The 16841-nt window shown below is 71.6% G+C and carries 17 protein-coding genes; 4 read left to right on the top strand and 13 right to left on the bottom strand.

What is annotated here, in order from left to right; translation table 11 throughout:
* Positions 1-118: 118 nt before the first annotated feature.
* The 10 genes from phnE to AB0H93_RS38900 form a co-directional block, all read right to left on the bottom strand.
* Positions 119-1873 (bottom strand): phosphonate ABC transporter, permease protein PhnE, encoded by a 1755-nt coding sequence (gene phnE / locus AB0H93_RS38855; protein ID WP_358580620.1) that lies wholly within the window; start codon positions 1871-1873, stop codon positions 119-121.
* Between the two features lie 5 nt (positions 1874-1878).
* Positions 1879-2646 carry a phosphonate ABC transporter ATP-binding protein gene (phnC, locus tag AB0H93_RS38860; RefSeq protein WP_358580623.1) on the bottom strand — a complete coding sequence of 256 codons (768 nt, stop codon included), beginning with the start codon at positions 2644-2646 and terminating at the stop codon, positions 1879-1881.
* Positions 2637-3551, bottom strand: coding sequence for a phosphate/phosphite/phosphonate ABC transporter substrate-binding protein (locus AB0H93_RS38865; protein WP_358580625.1), 915 nt, complete (start codon positions 3549-3551; stop codon positions 2637-2639). Before AB0H93_RS38865 ends, phnC begins: the two co-directional genes overlap by 10 nt.
* Positions 3548-4237 carry a phosphonatase-like hydrolase gene (locus tag AB0H93_RS38870; protein WP_358580628.1) on the bottom strand — a complete coding sequence of 230 codons (690 nt, stop codon included), beginning with the start codon at positions 4235-4237 and terminating at the stop codon, positions 3548-3550. Before AB0H93_RS38870 ends, AB0H93_RS38865 begins: the two co-directional genes overlap by 4 nt.
* Complete coding sequence (locus AB0H93_RS38875) at positions 4234-5352, bottom strand: TIGR03364 family FAD-dependent oxidoreductase (protein ID WP_358580630.1); 1119 nt, start codon at positions 5350-5352, stop codon at positions 4234-4236. Before AB0H93_RS38875 ends, AB0H93_RS38870 begins: the two co-directional genes overlap by 4 nt.
* Before the next feature lie 236 nt (positions 5353-5588).
* Positions 5589-6344 (bottom strand): GntR family transcriptional regulator, encoded by a 756-nt coding sequence (locus tag AB0H93_RS38880; RefSeq protein ID WP_358498903.1) that lies wholly within the window; start codon positions 6342-6344, stop codon positions 5589-5591.
* Positions 6345-6365: 21 nt separating this feature from the next.
* The gene (locus tag AB0H93_RS38885; RefSeq protein WP_358580633.1) at positions 6366-6659 is read right to left on the bottom strand and encodes a DUF3017 domain-containing protein; all 294 of its coding nucleotides are present in this window, start codon (positions 6657-6659) and stop codon (positions 6366-6368) included.
* A 92-nt stretch (positions 6660-6751) separates the two neighbouring features.
* Positions 6752-7603, bottom strand: coding sequence for a bifunctional methylenetetrahydrofolate dehydrogenase/methenyltetrahydrofolate cyclohydrolase (locus tag AB0H93_RS38890; protein WP_358580636.1), 852 nt, complete (start codon positions 7601-7603; stop codon positions 6752-6754).
* A gap of 6 nt (positions 7604-7609) precedes the next feature.
* Positions 7610-8602: a DMT family transporter gene (locus AB0H93_RS38895; protein WP_358580639.1), complete on the bottom strand. Its 993-nt coding sequence runs from the start codon at positions 8600-8602 to the stop codon at positions 7610-7612.
* Positions 8599-9837 (bottom strand): MFS transporter, encoded by a 1239-nt coding sequence (locus tag AB0H93_RS38900; RefSeq protein ID WP_358580641.1) that lies wholly within the window; start codon positions 9835-9837, stop codon positions 8599-8601. The genes AB0H93_RS38895 and AB0H93_RS38900 overlap by 4 nt, the downstream gene beginning before the upstream one ends.
* A 296-nt stretch (positions 9838-10133) precedes the next feature.
* Between AB0H93_RS38900 and AB0H93_RS38905 the strand changes: the two genes are divergently transcribed.
* A complete protein-coding gene (locus tag AB0H93_RS38905; RefSeq protein WP_358580643.1) occupies positions 10134-12647 on the top strand; it encodes a glycohydrolase toxin TNT-related protein in 2514 nt (837 codons plus the stop codon).
* Positions 12648-12915: 268 nt separating this feature from the next.
* Here AB0H93_RS38905 and AB0H93_RS38910 read toward each other — a convergent pair whose 3' ends face one another.
* Entirely contained in the window at positions 12916-13506 is a 591-nt protein-coding gene (locus tag AB0H93_RS38910; protein WP_358580646.1) for a pentapeptide repeat-containing protein, read from the bottom strand.
* A 43-nt stretch (positions 13507-13549) separates the two neighbouring features.
* Between AB0H93_RS38910 and AB0H93_RS38915 the strand changes: the two genes are divergently transcribed.
* Together AB0H93_RS38915 and AB0H93_RS38920 are read left to right on the top strand one after the other, a co-directional pair.
* Entirely contained in the window at positions 13550-13900 is a 351-nt protein-coding gene (locus tag AB0H93_RS38915; protein WP_358580648.1) for a VOC family protein, read from the top strand.
* A gap of 72 nt (positions 13901-13972) precedes the next feature.
* The gene (locus AB0H93_RS38920; protein ID WP_358580651.1) at positions 13973-14683 is read left to right on the top strand and encodes a class I SAM-dependent methyltransferase; all 711 of its coding nucleotides are present in this window, start codon (positions 13973-13975) and stop codon (positions 14681-14683) included.
* A gap of 4 nt (positions 14684-14687) precedes the next feature.
* Here AB0H93_RS38920 and AB0H93_RS38925 read toward each other — a convergent pair whose 3' ends face one another.
* Positions 14688-15149, bottom strand: a complete 462-nt coding sequence (locus AB0H93_RS38925) for a universal stress protein (protein WP_029536194.1) — start codon at positions 15147-15149, stop codon at positions 14688-14690.
* A 57-nt stretch (positions 15150-15206) separates the two neighbouring features.
* Here AB0H93_RS38925 and AB0H93_RS38930 point away from each other — a divergent pair, with 57 nt between their 5' ends.
* Positions 15207-16484, top strand: coding sequence for an ArgE/DapE family deacylase (locus AB0H93_RS38930; protein ID WP_358580653.1), 1278 nt, complete (start codon positions 15207-15209; stop codon positions 16482-16484).
* Positions 16485-16514: 30 nt separating this feature from the next.
* On the opposite strand, the gene AB0H93_RS38935 is transcribed toward AB0H93_RS38930, so the two are convergent.
* Entirely contained in the window at positions 16515-16763 is a 249-nt protein-coding gene (locus AB0H93_RS38935; RefSeq protein WP_358580655.1) for a hypothetical protein, read from the bottom strand.
* Positions 16764-16841 lie beyond the last annotated feature (78 nt).

The following is a 16841-nucleotide window of genomic DNA, read 5'->3' on the forward strand; positions in this document are numbered from 1 at the left end:
CCCACGCAAAATCACCGCGATCGTCCGCGCCGCACTCACCCTCACCCACCACGAACACAACCGAATCCACTGAGATCACCTCATTGAAATTGCGGACCAACACCCGTATGGGGAACCCTCAGGCGTGGAGGATCTTGCGGAGCCAGAGGGCCAGCAGTTCGACGAGCATGACCACCGCGAAGGTGAGCAGCAGAACCGTTGTGACCACGCCGAATTCCAGGACCCGCGAGGCATTCAGCAGGTAGTAGCCGATGCCGCCCGCGCCGACCAGTCCCAGCAGCGTCGCCGAGCGCAGGTTCGTGTCCAGCTGGTACAGGACGTGCGCCACGAACGCCGGAGCCGCCTGCGGCACCGTCGCCGCGAAGAACACCTGCAGCCGGTTCGCCCCGGTCGCGCGCAGCGCCTGCTCGCGACCGCGATCCACCTCCTCCAGCGAATCCGCGACGAGCTTCCCCAGCAGTCCCACCGATCCGACGCCCAGCGCGAACGCGCCCGCGACCGCGCCCAGGCCGGTGATCACCACGAACACGATGGCCAGCACCAGCTCCGGCACCCCGCGAACCGCGAGCACCACGCCGCGGAAGAACTTCGCCACCGCCGGGCTCGGCGCCACGTTCGCCGCCGCCAGCGCGCCGATCGGCAGCGCCAGCACCGCGCCGATCAGCGTCGCGGCCAGCGCGATCTGGACGGTCACCAGCAGCTCGGCCAGCAGCTCGCCCAGGATGCCACCGGTTTCCGGCGGCCAGAACAGCGCCAGCGTCGGGCCGAAGTTGGTGATCGCGCGCTCGAACTGGGCGAACGAGATGTCGGCGCCCCAGATCGACGCGGCCACGATCAGGGCGGTCAGCAGCCAGTAGCCGGCGCGCCGCAGCCGAGCCGCCGTCCACTGAGGACTGATGGCCGGTCGTGAGCGCTCGTTCCGGTAAGAACCGGCATCGCCGCTCACGAGCCCCGCGCCCCGCTGAACCGGCACCTGCACGCCGGGCTTCCGCCCGGTCAGCGCCGCGAGCACGCCGGGCTTCCGGCCGCGCTCCTCGCGCACGCCCAGCAACGCCTGGCGGATCGAACCGGACACGATCTCGACCAGCACGCACAGCAGGAACACCACCGACGCCAACGCCATCCCGCGCTGGTAGTCGAGGGTGCGCAGCGAATCCGCGATGGCCTGCCCGAGCCCGCCGACGCCGACGAAGCCGAGCACCACCGACACCCGCAGGTTGATGTCCAGCCGGTGCAGCGAGGTCGCCACGAACGACGGCAGCACCTGCGGCAGGACGCCGCTGACCAGCTGCTGCAACCGGGTGCCGCCGGCCGCGCGGATCGCGGTGCGCGGCCCCTCGTCGACCTGCTCGATGGCGTCCGCGTACAGCTTGCCGATCATGCCGACCGAGTGCAGGCCCATGGCGAGCACGCCGGTCAGCCCGCCGAAGCCGAACATCCGGAAGAACACGATCGCCAGCACCACGTCCGGGACCGCGCGGGCCACCACGATCACCACGCGCGCGCCGAACCGGCCGGCGCCGCCGAGCGTGGTGTTGCGCGCCGCCAGGACCGCCACCGGCACGCTGATCAGCGACGCGACCAGCGTCGCGCAGACCACGATCGCCAGCGTCTGCCCGGCCAGGCCGAGCAGTTCGCCGATCGGCGGGAAGTCCAGCGGCAGCGTGCGGGCCGCGAAGTCCGCCGCGTTGCCGAATCCGTCCACAATGGTCGCCAGGTTCAGCCGCAGGTCGCTGAACGCCCAGATCGCGGCGCCCAGCAGGGCGAGCACGACCAGTGCCGCCGCCGCGCCCTCCGGGCGGGGCCGGGCCAGCGTCCGGCGGCGCGGCGCCGACCCGGTCCGGCGGGCCGGCGCTTCTGCTGTCGTGGTCACGGAATTCACCCCGCCGTCGCGAGCTCGGCCGATCCGACCTTGGCGTAGATCCCCATCGCCGCGTCCCGGCTCAACCCGTCGACCGGGGTGTCCAGCACGACGCTCCCGGAGCGCAGCCCGACGATCCGGTGCCCCCAGCTCAACGCCAGGTCGACCTGGTGCAGGCTGCAGAGCACGGTGAGCCCGTCCTCCCGGCCGATCTCCGCGATCAGGTTCATCACCTGCGCCGCCGAGTCCGGGTCCAGCGACGCGACCGGCTCGTCCGCGAGCAGGACCTCCGGCTTCTGCAGCAGCGCCCGCGCCACCGCAACACGCTGCTGCTGCCCGCCGGAGAGGGTGTCCGCGCGCTGCAGCGCCTGGTCGGTGAGGCCGACTCGCTCCAGCTGCTCCATCGCGGCGTAGCGGATCCGCTTCGGGTACGCGAAGAGTCCGAGCCGCGGGCCGCGCAGGCTGCCCAGAGCGCCCGTGCACACGTTCTCCAGCACCGTCAGCGAGCCGACGAGGTGGAACTGCTGGAACACGAACCCGACCCGGCGGCGCAGCGCTCGCAGGCTGGATCCGCGCAGAGAGCCGACGTCCTCGCCGAGCACGCGGACGCTTCCGGAAGTCGCGCGCTGCAGCCCGTCCACGTGGCGCAGCAGGGTGGACTTGCCCGATCCGGAGAGCCCGAGCAGGACGACGACCTCGCCCCGCTCCACGTCGAGCGACACCTCGTCCAGCGCCCGAACGCTGCCGAAGGACTTGCTGACCCGGTCGAAGGCGATCACTGGCATTGCTTGTCCCTGGTCACGTCGCAGACCTCGCGGATGCCGTTGTAGAAGGCGTCGTCGACCGGGGCGAACCCGTACCCGTCGACGTCGCCGATCTTGCACTCCCCGGTGCAGAACCCGTTGGCGCGCAGGTAATCGCTGTTGGCCTTGTCCCGCAGCGCGGCGGTGATCTTCTCCTTCAGCGCCGGGTCCAGGTCGTCGAAGATGGCGACCGGGTCGCCGGGGATCACCACCGACTTCCACACCGCGGTCAGCTGGCCGGGCTGCAGCTGGCCCTTCTCGACCAGCTGCCGGTCGACCATGCTGTCGTAGGCGAACCCGGCGTCGCAGTCGCCCTTGGCGACGGCGATCGCGGAGGCGTCGTGGCCGCCGGCGAAGACCGGCTGCACGTCGGTGTCCGGGTTGATGCCCGCCTGCAGCAGGCCCGCCTTCGGGTACAGGTAGCCGGAGGTCGAAGTCGGGTCGACGAAGCAGACCTTCTTGCCGCGGAAGTCGGCCAGCGAGGCGATCCCGCTGCCCGGGCGGGTGATCGCGTAGGAGCGGTAGCCGGGCTGCTCGCCCTTCGCCTCCACCTGGCCGGCGACCGCGTTCGCAGGCACGCCCTGCTTCTTGGCCAGCACGTAGGAGAACGGGCCGTACTTCGCGATGTCGATCTTCCCGGCCCGCTGGCCCTCGATGATCGCGGCGTAGTCGGTGGCCTTCTGGAAGGTGATCTTCTTGCCGGTCTCCTTGGCCAGCAGGTCCAGCACCGGCTGGTAGTCCTGCTGCAGGCTGGCCGATTCCTCGGACGGGATGGCGGCGAACACGAGCTCGTCGGACTCGCCGCCCTGCTCGGCCGCGCTCGGCCCGCACGCCGAGAGCAGGCCCAGCGCGGCGAGTCCGACGACCAGTCGGCTGATGCGTTTCACGGCAGATCTTCCTTTGCTGGCAGTACGAGTTCGGGGAGGTCGCGGACGGATTCGAGGACGTGGGTGGCACCGGCTTCGGTGAACGCGGCGCGGTCGTGCGCGCCGGTGAGCACGCCCGCGGCGATCGACGCCCCGGCGCGCAGGCCGGAACGCACGTCGTACGCGGTGTCGCCGGCGGTGGCGACCTCGCGCACGTCGTCGATGCCCAGCCGCAGCAGGGCGGTGAGCACCATGTCGGGGTACGGCCGGCCGCGGCCGGCCTGCGCCGGGGTCAGGGTCAGGTCGGTCAGCCCGGCCCAGCCCAGCGCGTCGAGGATCTGGCGCTGCGTCGTCTCGGAAAAACCGGTGGTCAGGGCGACCTTGATGCCGTTGTCGCGCAGTCGGCGGATCGCCGCCTCGGCGCCGTCGATCTCCCGGCAGTCGCCGTCCGCGACGCGTTCGGCGTACGCCCGCTCGAAGGCTTGGTTCGCCCGCTGCGCGAGGTCTTCGTCGCCGCTGAGCAGATGCCGGAAGACGGTGATCTTCGATTCGCCCATGGTGCGGCGTACGTGGTCGAGCATGCCCGGGAACGCGGCGGCGTCCTCGGCGACGCCGACCTCGCCGATCGCCTGAGTGAAGGCCCGCTCGACCAGGCCGTCGTCGGCCACCGTCGTGCCCGCCATGTCCAGCACTACCAGCTTGATCATGCGTCGATCTCCTGCCAGGTGTCGGCAGCGATCGCCGGGGAACAGGTCATGCCGCGCCCGCCGGGGCCGGTCACCAGCCAGACGCCGGGGAGCACCTGCTCGCGGTGCACGACGCGCGACTTGTCCGCGGTCTGCGCGTAAACCCCGGCCCAGCGGCGCGCGATCCGCGGCAGCGGGCGGCCGAGCAGTTCCTCGGCGCGCTGCTTGAGGTGCTCATAGGGATCTTCGTGAACGTCGAACGCGAACGGTGCGTCGTACTCGTGGGTGTCGCCGATGGTCAGTCCACCGTGGACTCGTTGCACCATCAGCAGCTGCATGCCGTTGTCCGCGGCCACCTGCGGCTGCGGCTCGGCGGCGTTGAGCGCATCCAGCGCCGCCCCGCGATAGCCGGGGTAGTAGCGCATGCTGTCGCCGTCGGCGATCGAGGTCGTCAGGGTTTCGCCGAGCGGATCGGTCTGCATCATCTGCAGCCGGACCCGGCGGACCGGCAGCTCCGGCCGCAATTCCCGGACCAGACCGCCGAGAGCCGCGCCGGTGCAGAGGACCACGACGTCGGCTTCGTGCCGCTCGCCGATGTCGTCCCGCGCCCAGCCCTCGCCGACGTCGCGAACCTCGCGACCGGGCAGCCAGGAGTAGCGGCCGGTCTTGGCGAGGTGCGCGCGCAGCGCGGGCTGCGCGGTCCGCGACTCGACAGCGCCGTCCTGCTCGCACCACAGGGCGGCCAGCATCTCGCCGCGCAGCGCCGGGTTCTGCGTCCTCGCCTCGGCCGGGTCGAGCAGCTTCGTGCCACGCTCGGCGGCGTCCGGGCGGGCGACGAACTCCTCCGCCACCGCCAGCTCGGCCGGCGTCCGGAGCACGGTCAGCGAGCCGTTGCCGCGGAAGCCGAGCTCCGGTACGTCCGCGGCGATGCGCTCCCAGTCCTGGCGGGCGCGCATCGCGACCGCCAGGTCCGGGCCAGCTTCCCGGCCGCTGACCCAGATCAGCCCGAAGTTCCGGACCGAGGCACCGCGGGCCTCGGCCTCCCGCTCCAGGTGCACCACTTCATGGCCCCGCTCCAGGGCCCGCAGCGCGTGCATGGTGCCCAGCACGCCGCCGCCAACAATCAGAACTCGCACGGCGCAAACACTCGCGGCCGACGACGAATGGCCAGTGCAGGCGCGGCGAACCCCAGGTGAACACCACCAGAAGGACTAGATCAGTTATCTGTCCGTTATAAAACTTGCTCCAGTGGCCCGCGTAGAGCACCCCAGGAGAAAGGTTCGGCCTGGTCAGGGCCCGTGAGCACTTCGTGCTGCTATAGGGACGAGAAGTACGTACGGCCCCAGTGGGAACCCGGCCGCCCGAGGGGATTTCAGTCGCGGAGGCGCGTGACGAGGCTGAAGCGGTCGCCGCGGAACAGGGAGCGGACCCGCTCGATCGGCTCGCCGTCCGGGGTCCACGAGCACCGGTGCAGCAGGATCATCGGCGTCGCCGGGTTGGTGCCGATCAGCAGCGCCTCGCGCGGCGTCGCGAGCACCGTCTCGATGCGCTCCTCGGCTTCGCCGAACCGCACGCCCAGCTTCTCCTGCAGGAACGCGTACAGCGAACCGGTCGGGTCGAACTCCCCCAGCAACTCCGGAAAGCGCTGCTTCGGCAGGTAGCTCGACTCCAGCCCGACCCGCTCGCCATCGGCCATCAGCACCCGCTCCAGGTGCACCACCTCGGCCCCCGGCGCCAGCCCGAGATCCGCCGCCAAGCGCGGATCCGCCGACCGCGACTCGACGGTGATCACCGTCCGGCCGGGCTCCTTGCCCTGCGCCCGGACGCCCTCGGTGTAGCTGGCCAGCGCCAGCGGCTGCACGATCTTCGGCGGCGCCACGACGGTCCGGCTGCCCTGCCTGCGGATCAGCCGGCCTTCGAGCACCAGCTCGGTGACGGCCTGCCGCAGCGTCACCCGCGAGACGCCGCACCGCTCCGCGAGCTCCCGCTCCGCGGGCAGCGCGGCTCCCTCTCCGAGCTCCTCGACCAGTTCGAGCAGCTCGATCTTCGCCGCGTAGTAGCGCGGAATCCGGCCGTGTTCCGGGATTCCGGAACGAACCGGCTCATCCGCCCGGTGATCGATGCGCACGACGGGGAACCCTACGGGTGCTCAGCCCAGCAGTCCGCCCTTGATGGTCATCGCCACTGCGATGATCACCAAGCCGAACCCGCTGTAGACGAGGACGTCCACGGCCCGGCTGCGGATCGTCAGCAGCCCCGTCCGCTCCGGCGGGATCACGGCGCGCATCGTCGCCGCGAGCAGCAGCGCGACGCCGAGCAGCACCGAACCCCGCCGCCAGTGCCCCAGCGCGACCAGGAGCAGCCCGATCAGCACGATCAGCAGCACCAGGCCGAACGGCACGTGCACCGACAGGCGCGACCTGCCGTCGAACCGTTCGCTCACGCCGTTCCTCCCATCGTCGTGCCGTCTGCGGCCGAACCCCGCAATTTCAATGGAAATCGGATCTTCGATTTCCATTGAAATTGCGGCCCGGATCAGCCGGCGTTGCGCTCCGCGGCCTCGACGACGTTGGTCAGCAGCATCGCGCGGGTCATCGGCCCCACCCCTCCCGGGTTGGGCGACACGAAACCGGCGACCTGCACGACGTCCGGGTGCACGTCCCCGGCCAGCCCGGCGTCGGTGCGGCTCACGCCGACGTCCAGCACCGCCGCGCCCGGCTTCACCATGTCGGCCGTGATCAGGTGCGGCTTGCCGGCCGCCGCGATGACGATGTCCGCGCGGCGCACCTCCTCGGCGAGGTCCCTCGTGCCGGTGTGGCAGAGCGTGACGGTGGCGTTCTCGCTGCGCCGGGTGAGCAGCAGGCCGATCGGGCGGCCGACCGTGATGCCGCGGCCGACGACGGCGACCTGCGCGCCGTTCAACGGCACGTCGTAGCGGCGCAGCAGCTCGATGATGCCGCGCGGTGTGCACGGCAGCGGCGCCTCCTCGCCGAGCACCAGGCGCCCCAGGCTGATCGGGTGCAGCCCGTCCGCGTCCTTCTCCGGCGCGATGCGCTCCAGCAGCGGGCCCGCGTCGAGGTGCTTGGGCAGCGGCAGCTGCACGATGTAGCCGGTGCAGTCCGGGTCGGCGTTGAGTTCGTCCAGCACCGCCTCGACGTCGGCCTGGCTGACGTCGGCGGGCAGGTCCTTGCGGATCGACTTGATGCCGACCTTGGCGCAGTCGTTGTGCTTGGCGCGCACGTAAGACTGCGAACCCGGGTCATCGCCGACCAGCACCGTGGCCAGCCCGGGGGCGTGCCCCTGCTCGATGAGCCGGGCGACCCGCGGCCGCAGCTCGTCGAAAATCGCGTCCTTGGTGGCCTTGCCGTCCAGAATCGTCGCGCTCACGGCTGTTCATCGTGGCAGACGGCGCCCGGCGCGTCCCGGCCGGTCCGGCAATGCCGCCACGCCGACGGCGACCAGCGTGAGCAGCACGCCGAGCACAGTGGACGCCGGGATGCCCGTACCGGCGGCCGGGGCGAACACGTCGAGCAGCAGCGCGCCGACCAGCTGCCCGGCGATCATGCCGAGGCTGAGCACCAGCACGCCGGTGAAGCGCACCAGCGCCACCGAGCCGCCGATCACGAAGATCCCCAGGAAACCGCCGGTGTAGAGCCACGGCTCCGCCGGGAAGTGCGGGAGGCCGCGCAACACCACCTCGACCGCGAAGGCCACCGCGAGGGCGGTCATCCCGATGCCGAAGTTGAACATGGACGCGAACACCGCCGAGTCGGCCGCCTGCTTCATCCGGCCGTTCACCGCCGCCTGCCAACCGAGCCCGATCCCGGCCAGCGCGGGCAGCAGCACCAGCCAGCTGGCCTCGCCGCTGCCCAGCTTCGCGGAGACCGCGATCACCACCGCCACCACGGCGAGCCCCGCTCCCAGCAGCCGCGCGGGCGTCACGTGCTGCGGCCCGGCGGGGCCCAACCCGAGCCGGTCGACGACGAGCCCGCTGCTGACCTGCCCGGCCACCACCGCGACGGTGAACATCGCGACGCCGAGCGCGGCCGCCGCCATGCCCTGGGTGAACACCAGATATCCGCCGCACACGCCGCCGAGGCACTGCCACGGCCGCAACCCGCCCGGCCTGCGCAGCTCAGTGCGCAGGTTCCGCCAGCCACGCCTGGCCTGCGGGAACGCGAAGGTGGCGGCCAGGAGCACGACGAAACCGCCGAAGAACGAGATCAGCCCGGCCGCGATGCCGTCGTCCATCCGCACGCCGAGCGCGCCGTTGATCCGCGCCTGGATCGCGAGCAGGACCCCGACCCCGGCAGCGCCGGCCATGCCGAGGATCCGTTCCCGGGTCTTCGGCCGCTCTTCCTGGTGTCGCAGCGCAGAAACAGTCACGTAACCGCAGTCTGCTCCCTCTCCCGCGACGCACGCGACGCCCGGGCGCTGTGATGTGCGACAAAGCCGAAGCCCACGAAGGCCAGCCCGGCCGCCCCCGCGGCGGCCAGCGCCGGCCCGGAGAGGTCGAGCATCCAGCCCGCCATGGGCGAGGCGATCGCCCCGCCCAGCGTGGTCGCGCTGGTCAGCCAGCCGAACGCCTCGCTACGCCGCTCGGCCGGCGCCAGGTCCGCGATCCGCCCGTTGCCGGCGGCCAGCGTCGGCGCGATCGCCGTGCCGCCGATCAGCAGGATCGCGCCGACCAGCCACGGCGAGCCCGGATCGGCGATCGGCGGCAGGACCGGCACCAGCGCGGCCATCCCCAGCGCGGCCAGCAGAACCCGCAGCCAGAGCCTCGGGCGCGCCGCGAAGCCGCCCGACACAAGGCCACCGGTCAGCGAGCCGACCGCCCACACCATGGCCAGCAGCCCCGCGAGCTCCGGCGCACCGCGCTCCCGGGCCCAGCCGACGAGCACCAGGTCGATCGAGATCAGGCCGCCCACCAGCGCGGCGTAGAACAGCAGCAACGACGTGAAGCCGCGCACCCGGAACAGCGACCCCGACCCACGAGCGCCGCTCGTGCTCTCCGCTGGCGCCTCGCGCAGGCCAGCGCGCAGCAAGGACGCCGCGAAGATGATCGATCCGAGAGCCGCCCAAGCCGCGCAGGCCAGCATCGCGACGACCGCGCCCCAGATCGCCACCACGAAGGTCGCCAGCATCGGCGCGACGACGAACAGCAGCTCCTGCAGCGTCGCCTCCACCGCGAAGGCCGCCTCCCGCGCCGGACCATCGGTCAGCCGCGGCCAGATCGCCCGGCCGATCTGGGTGATCGGCGGGTGCGACAGCCCGGTGAACACCGCCACGGGCAGGATCAGCCACCACTGCGCCGGATCCGCCCAGCGGGTCACCAGGACCAGCGCCACCATCCCCAGCCCGGAGCCCAGACCGGTCACGACCAGCAGCTTCGGCGCCGAGCTGCGGTCGGCGGCCCGGCCGCGCAGCGGTCCGGCGATGGCCTGGCCGACCGTCACCATCATCCCGATGACGCCGCCGATGGCGTACGAACCGGTCCAGTCGACGACGAGGAAGGCCAGCACCATCGCCAGCGCCGGCATGTGCAGGCGTCCCAGCAGGCTGAAGGCCATCAGGCTCGACGCATGCGGAACCGCCGCCAGAAGTCGGTAGGGACGAAGCACGTGCCTCACTCTGACTTCTGGCACGCCCGTGCCGCTACCGAATTTCGTCGACCGTCCGCCGCCGACGGGGCGCCGCTGATCGATACACCTGGTGGTGTGATGTTCATCCGCCCGCCCAACAGGCAGGCTTTCGTGACGAGATCACCGCGCGCTGTGACAAGGATCTTGTGCGCGAGCACGTGTGCTGGATGAACGGCACCGAACTCGCACACAGCGCACATGACCGCACCCGCGTCGAGTAGCGTCTTGGCGGGGTGGAGTCGGGTTGCCTCGTCGAGAGGGGGAGGATGTCACCCATGTCGCGTCCGACAGCGATCAGTCCGGAAGAGCAGGAGCAGATCGCCCGCAGGATCGGGGTTCTGCTGTTACAGGGCGCTCCCGAGGACTGGCAGGAGATCACGGTGGAGTACCGCGCCACCGGTGAGTACCACGACCTGCTGGGTGAGGTCGCCGCTCAGGACGGCAGCTCCCACCCCTGGGAGCCGCCGACCGAACTGCAGGAGATCTTCGAGCGCCTGCGCGAAGGCATGTACCGGCCCGATGTGGGCACCTGGCTCAGCGCCCTCTACGTCGTGGAGCGCCCGTCGAGCTACCGCATCGATATCAACTTCGATTCCGAACCGCAGTGGCACCGTCCGCTGCCGCGCGCCGCGTACGTCGACGAGCTGCGTCGCTACCCGCGCGCCGAGGAGAACATCCCGGACTGGATGCGGGACCGCTTCGACGGCCCCGCGCAGTCCCAGCCCGCCGAGCCGCCGGTCGCCGAGCCACCGACCGCTGAGCCGGCGGCCACCGAGGCGCAGGTCCCCGAATCGCCGATGACCGAGGCACCGATCGTCGAGCCGCCGATCGCCGAGGCACCGGTCGTCGACCCGATCGAGCCCGAGACCCCGCCGACCGCCGAACCCGCCGTCGCCGAAACGCCGATCCCGGAGCCGGGGATCGCCGAGCCGGCCGACGGATTCCAGGTCGCCAACGTCTTCGACGACTACGACGAGCAGGGCCGCCCGGTCGTCGCCGAGCGCGAGCCGATCCCGACCGAAGAAGTCGGGGCGCTGCGCCAGTACCTGGAGAACGCCCCGATCGTGCTCGCCTCCCGCGAGGACGAGGAGGACCAGCTCGACCCGGAGCGCACCGCGTCCGTGCCGGGCACCTGGCACACCGACGGCACCTGGCTGTGGCCGGGTGCCATCGCCTTCTACCTGACGCAGTACGGGGTGCCGCCGGAAGCCGAGCTCGTCGAGCACATCCGCCGGCGCGCCTTCCAGGTGCCCGAGGTCGACGAGGCCACCCGCGACGCGGCCGTCAGCGAGCTGCTCGACCAGCCCGCCGACGACCTCGACGGCGAGTTCGACCGCGAGCCGCAGGACTACGCCGAGCCCGCGGACGAGCCGGAACCCGACTTCGACGACGAGGCGCTCGCCGAGCCCGAGCCGTCGGGCGGATCCCGGCACGTGCTCGACGAGACCGACGCACCGGACACCCAGGAAGTGCTGGCCAAGCTGCACGACCGGCTCACCGACCACCAAGTGGACGGCCGCGGCTACCGGATCGGCAGCCACAGCCCGGAGGCCCGCTGCCTGCTGGAGGACGGGGCCGACTGGGTCGTCACCGCCGGCTCCGACGGCGGCGAGGACGTCCGGTTCGCCCGCGTCGACCACGCCGCGGCGTACCTGCTGGGCAGCCTCCTGATGGACCGGCCCGCACCGACGCAGGTCGACGCGGCTGCGCCGCCGGCCGATCTGCCGGAGCGTGCCACGCCGGACTTGCCGCAGCGGTCGCCGGAATCCGCCGATCTGCCGCAGCGTCCGGCACCGGAAGTGCCCGACCTGCCACAGCGTTCGGCACCGGAGGTCGCCGACCTCCCGCAGCGCTCCGCAGAAGTGGCCGACCTGCCGCAGCGGGCGGCGGCGGAGGTCACCGATCTCCCGCAGCGCTCCGCAGAGGTGACCGACCTGCCGCAGCGCTCCCCGGCGGAAGTGCCCGACCTGCCGCAGCGTTCGGCGCCGGAACCGGATCACGGTGGGGCGAACCCGCTGTTCACCGCGAACCAGGACCCGGCGGGCGGACCGCAAGAACCGCCGCTGGACACCGCCGCGCAGGCGGGCGAAGAGGCCACCCGCTTCCAGCCCGCACCGCGCATGGACCGGCCCGCGCCGCCGCAGTCGGCGCCGGCGGCTCCGCCGTCGCCGCCGGTCGGGCAGCCCGTGCAGCCGCCGGTCGGCGGTCCGGGCGCACCGCCGCCGCTGCCGAAGCGACAGCCGCGCCGGGAAAGCGGAGCGCCGGTGCCCCAGGCCGGACCCGCGCCGGGACCGGTCGGTGGCGCGGAGCGGCGTCCTGGTCCGGGTGGGCCGGGCATGGCGGGGCCGCCCCGGCAGGGGCCGCCGCGTCCGCCGCAGGGCGGTCAGCCGGGTCAGCCGCAAGGCGGTCAGCCCGGTGCCCAGCCGCAGGGTGGTCAGCAGATCCAGCCGCTCAGCGGTGAGCCGCCGCTGACGCTGTACCGGGACCGCCGGATCGTGATGCTGCAGCCGGGCACCGAACTGGACCGGTTCGGCGAGCCGAACGGCAACGTCACCTACGCGATCCGCACGCCGTACACGCACCGTTCGCTGCCGCCGCAGTGGTCGAACCGCTCGTACTTCGCGTACCGGGTGCAGCGGCCGATCCAGGCGCTGCGCGGCACTGCGGTGCCGTGGTTCGAACAGCCCGGCGGTGGCACGGCGTTCGTGCTCCCGACGACGATCGGCGACCTGCTCGCGGACGGCACCCTGGCCGAGATGCCGGCCAACGACCGCCCGCCCATGGAATAACCGATCCAGCTCAGCGCGAAGGGCGCCTGCTACCGACAACGTCGGTCACAGGCGCCCTTCGCTCGTTCCGGGCCGCTTCTTCTTGGCTGCCACAACCAGGGATTCCCCTTGCCACGGCGGGCCTTTCGCCTCAAGGCGGTTTGCTCGTCGGGTTCGATGCGGCATTCGACAACCCGATGCGGGCAGCGCCTGCCAAGCGGCGAGGCAGAAGTCCCTTTCAGGTCAACGAGTTCCGGCGAACTTCGCGTCGTGCGCGCTGCACGGCCGGTCAGTCGACGCGGAGGCCGTGAGCTGCGGCGAACGCGAGTGCAGTCATCGTGTCGATCCGGGCGCCCCAGAGCTTCGCCTGCACCAGGGCATCGGCATCGATCCGGGCGTCACGCAGGTCGGCATCGTCCAGCCTGGCACCGAGCATGCGCGCGCCGGTGAAGTCCGCCTCGCGGAGATCGCAGCGGCGCAGATCGCATTCGACGAGATTGGCTTCCCGGAACCGGATTCCGCGCACGTCCAAGCCGCGCAGGTCCGCCTTGCCCATGCCGACCAGCGTCAGATCCGTCTCGCGCAGCGTCCAGGCGCGCAGGCGGCAGTCCACGAAGCTCGAACCGAGCAGGCTGCATCCGTCCATGGTGGACTTGCCGAACACGGTGCGCTCGAACTTGCACGACCGGAACGCCGTCGCGACGTGCTTGGAACCGTTGAGATCGGTGCCGGTGAAGACGCAGTCGGAGAACACGCAGTTGCGGGTGCTCAGGCCCGTCAGGTCGGCGTCGGTGAAGTCGCAGCGCTCGAAGGTCCGGCCCTCCCACTGCTCGTCCGTCAGCACCGCGTCCTGGAAATCCTCGCCGACCAAGCTCGTCATGGCTCCTAGAGTGGCATGTGACACCGACCCTCCTGGAGGCACCATGGGCGTGCGCCGAGTCGTACCCAACATCCACGCCGACGACCTCTCGGCCACCCGAGATTTCTACGTCGACGCCCTGGGCTTCCAGGTCGTCATGGACCTCGGCTGGATCGTCACCGTGAGCGCGCCCGACGATCCGCAGCGCCAGATCAGCATCATGAGCGAAGACGCCACGGCGCCGACGCACCCGGACATCTCCGTCGAAGTCGACGACGTCGACGCGGCGCACGAGGAAGCCCTGCGGCGGGGTCGCGAGATCGTGCACCCGCTGACCGACGAGCCATGGGGCGTTCGCCGCTTCTTCTGCCGCGACCCCAGCGGAACTGTGGTCAACATCCTGTCCCACCGGTGAGCATTAATAGCCGATCGTCGCGAACGAAATAATCCATGGCGCCCCGCCGGGGGTTCTGCCAGCCTGCGCCGGGTGAATCCGATAGTGCTCGCACATGCTGACCTCGACTTCAACGCGCCGATGTCGGACGCCCGCGCCGAAGAACTCATCGCCGCGCTGGCACCGCTGGACTCCGCCGAGATCGTCGATCTCGGCTGCGGATGGGCGGAGCTGCTGCTGCGACTGCTCGAAGCGGAGCCGAGCGCGACCGGCATCGGCATCGACACCACCGACGAAGAACTGTCCCGGGGCCGTCTCAACGCCGAGGCTCGCGGCGTGGCCGAGCGGATGCGGCTGGTGCAAGGCGACGCCGGCAACTGGGACGGAACCGCGGACGTGGCGATCTCGATCGGCAGCAGCCACGCGTGGGGCGGCACACGGCAGGCGCTCGAAGCGATCCGGCCGCGACTGCGGCGCGGCGGCCGACTGCTCTTGGGCGAGGCCTTCCGGGACACCGCGTCGATGCGGAACGACCTCGACGTGGAGCTGTCGCTCGCCGAACTGGTCGAGCTCACCGAGGAATGCGGCTTCCGCATGCTGCGGCTGGCCACCGCCGGCACCGACGAGTGGGACAGCTTCGAATCCCGCTGGTGCGGCGTCTTGGAGAAGTGGCTGCTGGACAACCCCGCCGCGGCCGGACGCGACGAAGTCCGCGCCCTGGCCGACGAGCACCGCACCAGGTGGCTGCGCGGATACCGCGGCCTGATCGGCTTCACCTACCTCGTGCTGACTCCGGGCTCGTGAGAGCTCAAGGCACGACGACGACCGGCCGGACCGCCTCGACCACCAGCGTCGCCGGCACGGTGCCGAGCAGGCCGCCGCGCCGGCGGGACCGGCCGACCACGATCAGATCCGCCCGGTACTGCTCGGCGACCTGCTCCAGGCCGACGGCCGGGTCGCCGCGGTGGTGCACGAAGTCCCAATCGATGTCCACCCACTTCAGGTGGGACACGACTTCCTTCTTCAGCTCCTCGACCAGGCTCTCGGCCGCCTCGCTGGCCACGGCTACGCCCATCGGCGACCAGTAGGCGACGCCGCCCACCGCCTCGACGTAGACCAGCACCAGGCGGGCACGCTCCCGCCTGGCCAGGCCGGCCGCCCACGCCGCGGCGTGGAAGCTCGCCGGGCTGCCGTCCATGCCCACGACGATGCCGCCCAGTCCGTCCTTGCCGATCTCGAATTCCCGCTCGGTCTTGTCGCCTTCGGCCACGCGGAGATGGTAGTGGGCGCGCGTCGAGCCGGTGGACGCATACGACACACTCGAAACGTGAACGGCGCGCATACCCCCTCCGACCTCGAACGTCGTGTGCTCGACGCGGTGGACGTGAACGGGATTCTGGACGACCTGCGAGAACTCGTCGCGATCCCCAGCGTCGGCGGCACCAGCGGTGAACACGACGCCCAGCAGTGGTGCGCCGACAGGCTCGGCTCGCTGGGGCACCGGGTGGACCACTGGCGCATCGACGTCCCTGCCCTCGCCGAGGAGCCCGGCTTCCCCGGGCAGGAAGCCGACCGCGACGTCGCCTACGGCTGCGTCGGCGTGCACGGGGACGGCCCGGAGCCCGCACTGATCTTCTGCGGGCACACGGACGTCGTCCCACCCGGCGATCTCGACCGGTGGCCGAACCGCGACCCGTACGCATTGCGCGTCGCGGACGGCATCGCCGCCGGCCGGGGCACCTGCGACATGAAGGGCGGACTGGCCGCGATCTTCGGTGCGCTGCAAGCCCTGCGCGCCGCCGGGATCCGGCTCGCCCAGCCGGTGGCTGTGCACACCGTCGTCGGTGAGGAGGATGGCGGCCTGGGGGCGTTCGCGACGCTCCAGCGAGGCCATCGCGGGGCCGCGTGCGTCCTGGCAGAGCCGAGCTCGGGCACGATCGTGGCCGCGAACGGCGGCTCTCTCACATTCCGGCTCGAAGTCACCGGTCAGAGCACCCACGGTTCCACCCGCTACCGCGGCGTGAGCGCGCTGGACAAGCTCGCCGCCCTGCTTCCGGCACTGCGCGAACTGGAGGCCCGCCGCAACGCCGACCCCGACCCGCTGGTGGCGCACCTGGAAGTGCCGTACCCGCTGTCGATCGGCATGGCGAGGGCCGGCGACTGGGCCAGCACGGTGCCGGATCTCGCGATCGCCGAAGGCCGCTACGGCGTGCGGCTCGACGAGTCGATCCCCGCCGCCAAGGCCGAGTTCGAGGCCGCCGTCGCGCAGGCCTGCACCGCCGACCCGTGGCTCTCGGAACACCCGGTGCGGGTGAGCTGGCCCGGCGGGATGTTCGCCAGCGGACGGCTGCCCGAAGGACACCGGCTCCTCGCCGAAACCCAGGACGCCGCAGCAGCAGCCGGAGCGCCCCGCCCAACGGCGGTGGGTGCCCCGTACGGAACGGACCTGCGGCTTTACGCGGCCGCCGGAGTTCCGACGCTCCAGTACGGACCCGGAGACATCCGCTACGCACACGCGCACGACGAGCACGTCGCGATCGCGGAGCTGGAACGGGCTGCGCGCGCCTACGCCCTGCTGGCGATCCGCCGCTGCGGCATCGCCTGATCGCCCACCACGCCGCCCAGCGCACGATGGTCACGAGGCCGGCGTCGGCTTCTTGAAGATCTCGAACACCGCCAGGTAGTTCTTGTCGCCGTGGCCCTCAGCGATCGCCCGCTCGGCGATCGTCGCCATCTGCCGCGGCAGGTCGGAGTGGACGCCCCGCTCCGCGCAGGTCCGAGCGATGTGCTCGATCGCGGTCAGGTTCATCTCCATGGTGCCGAGGTCACCGGGGTAGTTCCGTTCGTCCAGATCGGACGCCTGCTCGACGAGGGTCGAGTTCACCAGTCCTTGGCGGCTACCAGTAGTGCGAGGCCCGCTCCGCGCGTGCTCATTCCACTCCCGGGCATCCTGCGCAACGAC

Source organism: Saccharopolyspora sp. NPDC050642 (assembly GCF_040654735.1).
GTDB classification, from domain to species: Bacteria; Actinomycetota; Actinomycetes; order Mycobacteriales; family Pseudonocardiaceae; genus Saccharopolyspora; species Saccharopolyspora elongata.